A 10,383-nucleotide genomic window follows, 5' to 3' on the forward strand; every position below is an offset into this window, starting at 1 on the left:
GTGGAATATTCCGAGCCGGGCGTAATGGTGTCCGCCTTCATCGAGGCGCGGACATGGACGGAAGAGGACATGCGGGCGCAGCCGGAGCGCATCGCCGGGCTCCTGCACGATTTCCATCACAGGATGCCGGCGGCGGTTTCCGGGCCGGGGTTCATGTTCTGGGTGTTCCATGTGATACGCGATTATGCGCGCACGCTGAAATCCGGCGGCAGCGCGCACGCGGCGGAGCTGCCGCATTACCTCGCGCTGGCCGAGGCGCTGGAGGCGGCGCAGGCGCCGTTACCGATCGTTTTCGGTCACAACGATCTCCTTCCCGGCAATTTTCTCGATGACGGTGAGCGGCTCTGGCTGATCGACTTCGAATATGCCGGCTTCAACACGGCGATGTTCGATCTCGCCGGCGCGGCCTCCAATTCGGGCATGGACGACGAAACGGCGGAGCGGCTGCTTTCGAGCTATTTCGGACGCGCCTCCGATGATGCCGTGAAACGCTCCTTCGACGCCATGCAATGCGCCTCACTGCTGCGCGAGGCGATGTGGTCGATGGTCTCGGAACTGCATCTCGATGCGCCGGGCGTCGATTACGCCGCCTATACGCAGGAAAACCTCACGCGGCTTGCCGCCGCACTCGACCGCTATCACTCCAAACACGGAAAGACTTCATCATGACGCTTCCCCAACAGGCCGAGATCGTCGTTATCGGCGGCGGCATCATCGGATGCTCGACGGCCTATCACCTGGCGAAGGATCACAAGGCGGACGTGGTGCTGCTGGAAATGGGGCAATTGACCTCCGGCTCGACATGGCACGCCGCCGGCCTCGTCGGTCAGCTGCGCTCGTCGGCGTCGATCACGCGGGTGCTGAAATACTCGGTCGACCTCTACAAGCGGCTCGACCAGGAAACCGGGCTCGAGACCGGCTGGAAGATGAGCGGCTGCCTGCGGCTCGCGACGAACGAGGATCGCTGGACCGAATATCGCCGCCTTGCCACAACGGCGCGGTCCTTCGGCATGGAGATGCATCTGCTGTCGCCCGACGAAGTGAAGGCGATGTGGCCGCTGATGGACACGTCCGATCTTGTCGGCGCGAGCTGGCTGCCGACCGACGGGCAGGCGAGCCCCTCCGACATCACCCAGTCGCTCGCCAAGGGCGCGCGCATGCACGGCGCGAAGATCCACGAACAGGTGCGCGTTACCGGCTTCGAGATGGACGGAGACCGGATCACGAAAGTAAAGACCGACAAGGGCGATATCGCCTGCGAGAAGGTGGTCAACTGCGCCGGTCAGTGGGCGCGGCAGGTCGGCGAGATGGCCGGCATCAATGTGCCGCTGCAGCCGGTCAAGCACCAGTATATCATCACCGAACCGATCCCCGGCCTCGCCTCCGATGCGCCGACGATCCGCGATCCCGACCGGCGGACCTATTTCAAGGAAGAGGTTGGCGGCCTCGTCATGGGCGGCTACGAGCCGAACCCGCAGCCCTGGACGATCGGCGACGTGCCGAACGACTGGGAGTTCCGCCTTTTCGACGACGATTTCGACCATTTCGAACAGCATATGGAACAGGCGATGGCCCGCATTCCGGTGCTTGCCGAAGCCGGGGTCAAGCAGATGATCAACGGCCCGGAGAGCTTCACGCCGGACGGCAATTTCATTCTCGGCACGGCGCCGGAATGTTCGAACATGTATGTCGGCGCGGGCTTCAACGCCTTCGGCATCGCGGCGGGCGGCGGCGCCGGCTGGGTGCTGGCCGAATGGACGATATCGGGCGAGGCGCCGCTCGATCTCTGGGTTGTCGATATCCGTCGGTTCTCCGGCCTTCATCGCGACCGGCTATGGGTCTGCGACCGGACGCTGGAAGCCTATGGCAAGCATTACACGATCGGTTTCCCGCACGAGGAATACGAGAGCGGGCGGCCGCGCATCGTGTCGCCGCTCTACGAGCGGCTGAAGGCGCATCGCGCCGTGTTCGGCTCCAAGCTCGGCTGGGAACGGCCGAACTGGTTCGCGCCCGAGGGCATGGAGGCGGAAGACGTCTATTCGATGGGCCGGCAGAACTGGTTCGCCCCGGTCGGCGAAGAGCACGCCCATGTGCGCGAAAAGGTCGGCATCTTCGATCAGTCCTCCTTCGCCAAATACGAACTGGCCGGCGCGGATGCGCTGAAGGCGCTCGACTGGATATGCGCCAACAACGTATCCAAGCCAGTCGGGCGACTGACTTATACCCAGATGCTCAATTCACGCGGCGGTATCGAGGCCGACCTTACGGTGGCGCGCATCGCCGAGGACCGGTTCTACATCGTCACCGGCACAGGGTTCCGCACCCACGATCTCGCCTGGATCGCCGACCACATTCCGGCAGATAGCGATGCGACTTTGACGGACATCACCGAGGACTGGGGCACGCTGTCGCTCATGGGGCCGAAGGCGCGCGACGTGCTGGCGAAGGTCACCGCCGCCGATGTCTCCGACGGGGCGTTCCCGTTCGGCCATGTCCGCGAGATCGAGATCGCGGGGCATGTCGTTCGTGCGCTGCGCGTCACCTATGTCGGCGAACTCGGCTGGGAACTGCATGTGCCGATCGGCGCGACGGGCGAGATCTTCGATGCGCTGATGGAGGCCGGCAAGGCGGAGGATATCCGCCCGATCGGCTACCGGGCGCTGGAGAGCCTGCGGCTCGAAAAGGGATATCGCGCCTGGTCGTCCGACATCACGCCGAACGACACGCCCTTCGAAGCCGGGCTCGGCTGGGCCGTCAAGTTGAAGAAGAACACCGACTTCATGGGCCGCAAGGCGCTGGAGGGCAAGGTGGGTATGCCGCTGACGAAGCGGCTCGCCGGCTTCACGCTGGACGATCCGGACGCCGTCCTTGTCGGTCGCGAGACGATCCTGCGCGACGGCGAGACTGTCGGCTACCTGACCTCGGGCGGATATGGCTACACGATCGGCAAGAGCGTTGGTTACGGCTATGTGCGCCATGCCGACGGCGTCAGCGACGACTTCCTGATGTCGGGCTCCTACGAGCTCGTGGTCGCCAATGAGCGCATCCCGGCGAAGATCGGCATGGACCCCTTCTTCGACCCCTCCAATTCCCGCGTGAAAGCCTGAGCCATGTCTTTTGCCGCTGACCGCCATGCGCGCATCGTCATCATCGGGGCGGGCGCCATTGGCTGTTCGCTCGCCTATCATCTGGCCCGCGCCGGGGAAAAGGACGTGCTTGTCCTCGAAAAGGCGCAGATCACCCATGGATGCACCTGGCACGCGGCCGGCCTTGTCGGCCAGCTGCGCGGCAAGAAATCCCTGACCAGGCTGATGCAGAACTCGGTCGCGGTGTTCGACCGGCTGGCCGGCGAAACCGGGCAGGCGACCGACTGGAAGAAGGTCGGATCGTTGCGGCTGGCGTCGAGCGAGGCGCGATGGAGCGAAATCCGTCGCTCGATGCAGCTGGCGAAGAGCTTCGGCTTCGAGGCGCATATGCTGACGCCGCAGGAAGCGCGCGACAGGTTTCCCTATATCGATCCCGACGGGGTGGTCGGCGCGGCCTTCATCCCGTCCGACGGCTATATCGACCCCTATGCGGTCACCCAGGCCTTCGCCTATGCCGCGCGCCAGAACGGGGCGCGGATCGAGGAGGGCGTCTGCGTCGAGGATATCGTGGTCGAGAACCGCCGCGCGGTCGGCATCGTCACGGATCACGGCACGATCGGCTGCGACGTGCTGGTCAATTGCGCCGGGCTGTGGGCGAAGCGCATCGGCGAGATGGCCGGCGTGGCGCTCGCCGCGGGCGTCGTCGAGCATCAGTATTTCGTCACCGAGAAGGGGCTCGATTACGGCGACGACCTGCCGACGCTGCGCGACCCGGACAAGAATTTCTACCTGAAGCCCGATGTCGGCGGCGCGTTTGCCATCGGCGGATGGGAGGACGGTACGGAGGGCTGCTGGGGCCAGCGCGCGCCGTTCGATTTCGGCCGGCAATTGTTCCCGGCGAACATGGACCGGCTCGAACTCTTCGCGCTGCCGGCGGCCGAGCGGCTGCCGGTGCTCAACGAGATCGGCATCCGGACGGTGATCAACGGACCGATTCCCGTTTCCGCCGATGGCGAGCCGATCATGGGGCTGGCGCCGGAACTCGACAATTTCTACGTCGCCTGCGGCTTCACAGCCGGCATCGCCGCTTCGGGCGGTGCGGGCGACGCGATGGCGAACTGGATCATGCATGGCGATCCGGGGCTCGATCTGTGGCCCTTCGACATACGCCGCTTCGGCGCGCCGCATGCGCAGGCCGGCTATCTGCAGGAGCGCGCCATCGAGGCCTATGGGTCCTATTACAAGATCCACTGGCCCGGCGAGGAAAGCCATGCCGGGCGCGGATTGCGGCGTTCGCCGCTGCACGTGGCGCTGAAGGCGAACGGCGCGCGGTTCGGCTCGAAATTCGGATGGGAGCGCCCGAACTGGTTCGCGCTTGACGGCACGACCTCCGACGAGACGCCGAGCTTCGAAGGCAAGCCGGGATGGTTCGACGCGGTCGGCGAGGAAGCCGGGGCCATCCGCGAGAGGGTGGCGCTGATCGACCAGACGTCCTTCTCGAAATTCGAGATCACCGGACAAGGCGCGCGCGCCGCGCTGAACCGGATCGCCGCGGGCGATCTTGCCGGCGAGCCGGGCCGGGCGATCTACACGCAGCTCTGCAACGAGAAGGGCGGCGTCGAGGCTGATGTGACACTGATCCATACAGGGCCGGAACGGTTCCTGCTGGTGACGGGATCGGGCTTCGGCGTGCGCGATTCCGCCTGGGTGCGGCGGCACCTGCCCGACGGCGTGACGATGCGCGAGGTGACCAACAGCCTCGCGGTGATCAATGTCTGCGGACCGAAGGCGCGCGCCGTCCTGCAGACGCTGACGCCAACGGACCTGACGAATGCGGGCTTCCCGTTCCTGGCGGCAAAGGAGATCGAAATCGGGCTGGCGACGGCGCTGGCCGTGCGCGTCGGCTATGTCGGTGAACTCGGCTGGGAGCTATACGTGCCGCAGGATTATGCGGTGCATGTCTATGAGGCGCTGAAGGAGGCCGGCGCGCCGCACGGCATCGCCGATGTCGGTTACCGCGCCATCGAAAGCTGCCGGCTGGAGAAGGGCTATCTCTACTGGTCCGCCGATGTGACGCCGGAAACGACGCCCTACGAGGCCGGGCTCGGCTTCGCGGTGGCGCTCGACAAGGGCGATTTCATCGGCCGCGAGGCGCTGGCCGAAGCGAAGGCGGCGGGTCCGCAACGCAAGCTGGTGACGCTGACGGTGGACGGCTTCGCGCCGTTTCTCGGCGGCGAGACCGTGCTGCTCGGCGGCGAGCCGGTCGGCTCGCTGACAAGCGCCGGCTACGGTCATCACCTCGGCAAGACCATCGGTTTCGGCTACCTTCCGGCGGAACTCGCCGGGCAGGAGGGATTTGCGATCGAGGCCTTCGGCACGGCATATGATGCCGTTCGGGGGCCGCGCTGCCTCTATGATGCGAAAATGGAAAGGCTGAAGGCATGACGGACGGGCTGGACGAGGCAAGACAGGCCATTGCGGGGATCCCGCTTCTCGCAGATGCGGGAGAGCCGCAGCGGCTCGGCGGCCTGACCAATCTCGTCTTCCGCGTCGGCGATTATTGCCTGCGCATTCCCGGCAAGGGCACCGAGGAATATATCGACCGGGCCAATGAGGCGGTCGCGACGAAGGAAACCGCCAAGGCCGGCGTCAGCCCGGAACTTCTGCATTTCGACGCGGCGACCGGCGTGATGGTGACGCGCTTCATCGAGGGCTCCGTGACGATGACGCCGGACAAATTCGCCAGCCGGGTAGGAGCGCCGGCGCGGGCGGGCGAGGCGTTTCGCCGCCTGCATTTGTCAGGGGCAGTGTTTCCGTTCCGCTTCGAACTGTTCTCGATGATCGACGACTATCTCGGCATCCTGGCGACCAAGGACGTGGCGCTGCCCGACGGCTATCACGATGTCGTTCGCGAAGCGGAGGCGGTGCTCAAGGCGCTTGCCGTCAATCCCGTGCCGCTTGCCGCCTGCCATTGCGATCCGCTGTGCGAGAATTTCCTCGATGCCGACGGGCGCATGTGGATCGTCGACTGGGAATATTCCGGCATGAACGATCCGATGTGGGATCTTGGCGATCTTTCGGTGGAAGGCGGTTTCTCGCCGGCGCAGGATGAAGAAATGCTCACCGCCTATTTCGGCGGCGAGGCGACGCCGCAGGATCGCGGCCGCATGGTCATCTACAAGGGCATGTGCGACCTGCTCTGGACGCTGTGGGGCCTGATCCAGCTCGCCAACAACAATCCGGCGGAAGATTTCCGCGCCTATGCCGACGGCCGCTTCGGGCGCTGCAAGGCGCTGATGGCGACACCGGATTTCGCAGACCACTTGCGCGCGGTCGAAACGCTCTAGCCGGTTTTCGCAACCGCCCGGCTGGGTTGGCGGGCGGCAATTTGCAAACAAGGAATCCAAAATCGAAGATCTGGTGAAGGCGAGGGGATAATCCCCGAACCGGAACCGGCAGGTTGGGTTGGCGGGCGGCAACCTGCAAACAAGGAATCCAAAATCGAAGATTTTGGTGCCCCTGGCCGGGATCGAACCAGCACTCCTTGCGGAACTCGATTTTGAGTCGAGCGCGTCTACCAATTCCGCCACAGGGGCATGCGAAGCGTGTCGCTTCGGTGCGCAAATCGTCTAGCGTTCCGCCACGGGGGGCGTCAAGCGGCAAGGTCGCGCAGTTTTCCGAACCCGGCGTGGGCTGATCGATTGCGCTTCGCGCCCGTGCGACCTATGGACGTGCGCGACATCGAACGGGACATTCGCCGCATGAGCATGATTCGCAGGCTTTACGACTGGACCATGGGTCTCGCCGCCACCCGCCATGCCGAGCGCATGCTCGCCGCGGTCTCCTTCATGGAAAGTTCGTTCTTCCCGATCCCGCCAGATGTCCTGCTGATCCCGATGGTTCTGGCGGACAAGGCGAAGTGGCTGCGTTATGCGATGGTCTGCACCGTCGCCTCGATCCTCGGCGCGCTGCTCGGATACGCCATCGGCATGTTCCTCTACGAACAGGCCGCCGTGCCGCTGCTGGAATTCTATGGCTATCTCGACAAGTTCGACGAGTTCCGGGCGATCTTCAAGGACTGGGGCTGGTGGTTCGTGCTGATCGCCGGGCTGACGCCGTTCCCCTACAAGGTCATCACGATCGCATCGGGCGCCGCCGGCCTCAGCCTGCCGATCTTCATCGTCGCCTCGATCGTGTCGCGCGGCCTGCGCTTCTTGATCGTGTCGGGCCTGCTTTTCTGGTTCGGCGCGCCGATCCGCGATTTCATCGAGAAGTATCTCGGCCTTCTTTTTACCCTTTTCGTGGTCTTGCTGCTCGGCGGTTTCGTCGCCGTGCGCTACCTGTTCTAGACTGGAAATTCATATGACATCGACACATGGTTCCGCCCGCTTTCACATGATGACGGCACTGTTTCTGGCGGTGGCCATGGCGGTCGTGGTCGGCACGGCGCTGGGCTTCGAACACATTGGCGGTTTCATTCCCTGCAAGCTCTGCCTCGAAGAGCGCATTCCCTATTATACCGGCGTGCCGGTGGCGCTGCTGGCGGCGATTGCCGCGGGCATGAAGATGCCGGCATGGATCGCGCGGCTGCTGCTGGCGGTCGTCGGTTTGCTGATGACGGTCGGGCTGGTGATGGCGGTCTATCATTCCGGCGTCGAATGGCACTGGTGGGCCGGACCCGCCGATTGCTCGACATCGGCGACGAGCGGGCTTGCGAGCAATGCCGGCGATCTGCTCGGCGCGCTGGACAGTGTCACGCCGCCGGCCTGCGACCAGGCGGCGGGCCGTTTCCTCGGATTGTCCTTTGCCGGGTGGAACGTGATTTCCAGCCTGATCCTGGCGGCGGTCGCCTACCGGGCGGCGCTGCGCAAGGCCTGAATCAGACCGGATTAAAAAAGGCCGGAGACCCGATCAGGGTTCCAGCTCGACATCCCAGTAAAGGTAATCCATCCAGCTTTCGTGAAGATAGTTGGGCGGAAAACTTCGGCCATTGTTGTGCAGGTCGTGCACGGTGGGATGGAAGGGTTTTTGATGCGGTATCATGCCCGATTCCCGGGGCATTTTGCCGCCCTTCCTGAGATTGCAGGGCGAGCAGGCCGTGACGATGTTTTCCCATGTCGTCTGGCCGCCGAAGCGGCGCGGAATGAGATGGTCGAAGGTCAGGTCGTCAGGCGAGCCGCAATACTGGCACTGGAACCGGTCCCGCAGGAAGACGTTGAAGCGGGTGAAGGCCGGATGGGCCGAGGGTTTGACGTAGCTCTTCAGGCAGACGACGCTAGGAACCTTCATCGCGAACGAGGGCGATGAGACCGCGTGGTCGTATTCGGCCACGATGTTCACACGGTCGAGAAAGACCGCCTTGATCGCGTCCTGCCAGGACCAGAGCGACAAGGGATAATAACTCAGCGGACGGTAATCCGCATTCAAGACGAGCGCCGGAAGGCTGTCCGGCGAGACCGCAATCGTCAAGGCTCACCTCTTCGTATCACGATGTTTCCGTGGCCATATAGTAAGCGCGTTGTGACATCCTTGTGAAGCATTGTCGCGTTATCTGCTTTTTAGCAAAAACGGCAAAATTTTCAATTGCTTGTTTGGTCAGGCGTCGACGGGCATGACCGCGCGTCCTCGCCGCGCGGCGTAGAATGACCAGAAAAGCCGCGCCGCCACACCGCGCCAGGGCGCCCATGATTCGGCCATAGCCCGCAATTGCTTATCGGCCGGACGCGACGGAAGCTCGAAGGCGTCGGCGACCGCTGCCTGCAACGCGATGTCGCCGGCCGGAAAGATGTCGGGGTGGCCTGCGGCGAACAGCAGATAGACTTCTGCCGTCCAGGGACCGATCCCCTTGATCGCCGTCATCTCCGCGATCGCCGCCGCGCCGTCGATGCGGCACATATGGTCGAGGTCGAGCCGGCCCTCCAGGACCGCTTCGCTGACCGCGACAAGGGTTCGCTGTTTCGGCCGCGACAGGCCGGCCTCCCGCCACGCATCCTCGCCGCCGGCCAGAAAAGCCTTGGGGTCGAGCGGATCGATGAGCCGGGTCAGGCGATCCCAGATCGCAGCGGCGCTTTGCTTGGAGACCTGCTGCGAGACGATGACCGAGGCCAGACTGGCAAAGCCCGGCTCCGAACGGCGCAGCGGCACGTCGCCGGCCTCGGCGATGACGGCGGCAAGGCGCGGCTCGGCGGCGCTCAGAAAGTCGAGGCCCCGGGCGATGTCGTCGGCGGTGTCGATTGGCGACAGCGATTGCGCTGGCGTTGCGTCGCCTCTACCTAGATCGCCAGCCATGACCCAAGATGTCTCCCATAGCGACCAGCGGCCCGTGTTCCGTTTTGCGCCCAGCCCAAATGGGGCGCTCCATCTCGGCCACGCCTATTCCGCCATTCTCAATTTCGAGATGGCGCGCGAGGCGGGCGGACGGTTCCTGTTGCGCATGGAGGATATCGACACCGAACGTTGTTCGCCAGCGTTGGAGGCGGCGATGCTGGAGGATCTCGCCTGGCTCGGCTTGTCCTGGGAGGCGCCGGTGCGCCGCCAGTCGGAGCATTTCGCCGATTACCGCGCCGCTTTGGAGGCGCTGGAAGGTGAGGGTCTGGTCTACCGCGCCTATCTCAGCCGTTCCGACATCAGGCGGCTGGTCGAGGCGGGCGAGCAGGCGGGCACGTCCTGGCCGCGCGATCCGGACGGCGCGCCGCTCTATCCGGGCAGCGACCGCACCCTGTCGGCCGCCGAGCGCCGCCGGCGCATCGAGGACGGCGAGCCGCATGCCTGGCGGCTCGACATGGCGGCGGCGATCGAGGGACTGGGCGCGCCGCTGTCGTGGGATGAGTTTGGTGCGGGGCCTCGGGGCGAGACAGGCGTCATCGCCGCCGATCCGGCGGCCTGGGGCGACGTCATCCTGGCCCGGCGCGACGTTCCGACAAGCTATCACCTGGCGGTCACCGTCGACGACTCGATCCAGAGCATCACCGACGTCATTCGCGGCGAAGACCTTTACGCCGCGACATCGGTACACCGTTTGCTGCAGGAACTGCTTGGCCTGAAGGCGCCCCGGTACCGCCACCATGGGCTGGTGCTCGACAAGACCGGCCGCAAGCTCTCCAAGAGCGACGGCGCGACGTCGATCGCCTCGCTGAGGGCCGAGGGCGTCAGCAGGGCGGAGATCATCGCGATGGCCGGACTGGCGCCCGATCCGCAAGCCTGGGTAGGCCGCACCATCCGCTTGAAGATGGCGAGCAGCAGCAGGATCGCAAAAGACACGGCGATTGCCGCCGGGATGAGCATCGCCGAGGGAACC

General features: G+C 64.8%; 9 protein-coding genes and 1 tRNA gene. 7 read left to right on the top strand and 3 right to left on the bottom strand.

All coding sequences use genetic code 11. The features are described 5' to 3' along the window. The 4 genes from Q0139_RS11580 to Q0139_RS11595 all read left to right on the top strand — a co-directional run. Positions 1-669: phosphotransferase (locus tag Q0139_RS11580; protein WP_298021937.1), on the top strand; the 669-nt coding region annotated here is incomplete at its 5' end. Next, positions 666-3,107 carry an FAD-dependent oxidoreductase gene (locus tag Q0139_RS11585; protein WP_298021940.1) on the top strand — a complete coding sequence of 814 codons (2,442 nt, stop codon included), beginning with the start codon at positions 666-668 and terminating at the stop codon, positions 3,105-3,107. The genes Q0139_RS11580 and Q0139_RS11585, both read left to right, overlap by 4 nt. 3 nt (positions 3,108-3,110) lie before the next feature. Continuing rightward, positions 3,111-5,531, top strand: coding sequence for an FAD-dependent oxidoreductase (locus tag Q0139_RS11590; RefSeq protein ID WP_298021943.1), 2,421 nt, complete (start codon positions 3,111-3,113; stop codon positions 5,529-5,531). Beyond that, positions 5,528-6,433: a choline/ethanolamine kinase family protein gene (locus Q0139_RS11595; RefSeq protein ID WP_298021946.1), complete on the top strand. Its 906-nt coding sequence runs from the start codon at positions 5,528-5,530 to the stop codon at positions 6,431-6,433. The genes Q0139_RS11590 and Q0139_RS11595 overlap by 4 nt, the downstream gene beginning before the upstream one ends. 164 nt (positions 6,434-6,597) lie before the next feature. Here the strand turns inward: Q0139_RS11595 and Q0139_RS11600 are convergent. Further along, a tRNA-Leu gene (locus tag Q0139_RS11600) sits at positions 6,598-6,682 on the bottom strand. Between the two features lie 165 nt (positions 6,683-6,847). Between Q0139_RS11600 and Q0139_RS11605 the strand changes: the two genes are divergently transcribed. Beyond that, a complete protein-coding gene (locus Q0139_RS11605) occupies positions 6,848-7,435 on the top strand; it encodes a YqaA family protein (protein WP_298021948.1) in 588 nt (195 codons plus the stop codon). Positions 7,436-7,448: 13 nt separating this feature from the next. Beyond that, positions 7,449-7,964 (top strand): disulfide bond formation protein B, encoded by a 516-nt coding sequence (locus Q0139_RS11610; protein WP_298021951.1) that lies wholly within the window; start codon positions 7,449-7,451, stop codon positions 7,962-7,964. 33 nt (positions 7,965-7,997) lie between these two features. Here Q0139_RS11610 and Q0139_RS11615 read toward each other — a convergent pair whose 3' ends face one another. Both Q0139_RS11615 and Q0139_RS11620 read right to left on the bottom strand, forming a co-directional pair. After that, positions 7,998-8,555, bottom strand: coding sequence for an HNH endonuclease (locus Q0139_RS11615; RefSeq protein WP_298021954.1), 558 nt, complete (start codon positions 8,553-8,555; stop codon positions 7,998-8,000). A 126-nt stretch (positions 8,556-8,681) separates the two neighbouring features. Further along, on the bottom strand, positions 8,682-9,374 hold the full coding sequence (locus Q0139_RS11620) for a DNA-3-methyladenine glycosylase (protein ID WP_298021957.1): 693 nt from the start codon (positions 9,372-9,374) through the stop codon (positions 8,682-8,684). Here Q0139_RS11620 and gluQRS point away from each other — a divergent pair. Further along, positions 9,373-10,383, top strand: a 1,011-nt coding sequence (gene gluQRS, locus Q0139_RS11625; RefSeq protein ID WP_298021960.1) for a tRNA glutamyl-Q(34) synthetase GluQRS, incomplete at its 3' end; no start/stop codon positions are given. The two genes, Q0139_RS11620 and gluQRS, sit on opposite strands and share 2 nt — an antisense overlap.

Source organism: uncultured Parasphingopyxis sp., from assembly GCF_937129435.1.
Lineage (GTDB): Bacteria > Pseudomonadota > Alphaproteobacteria > Sphingomonadales > Sphingomonadaceae > Parasphingopyxis.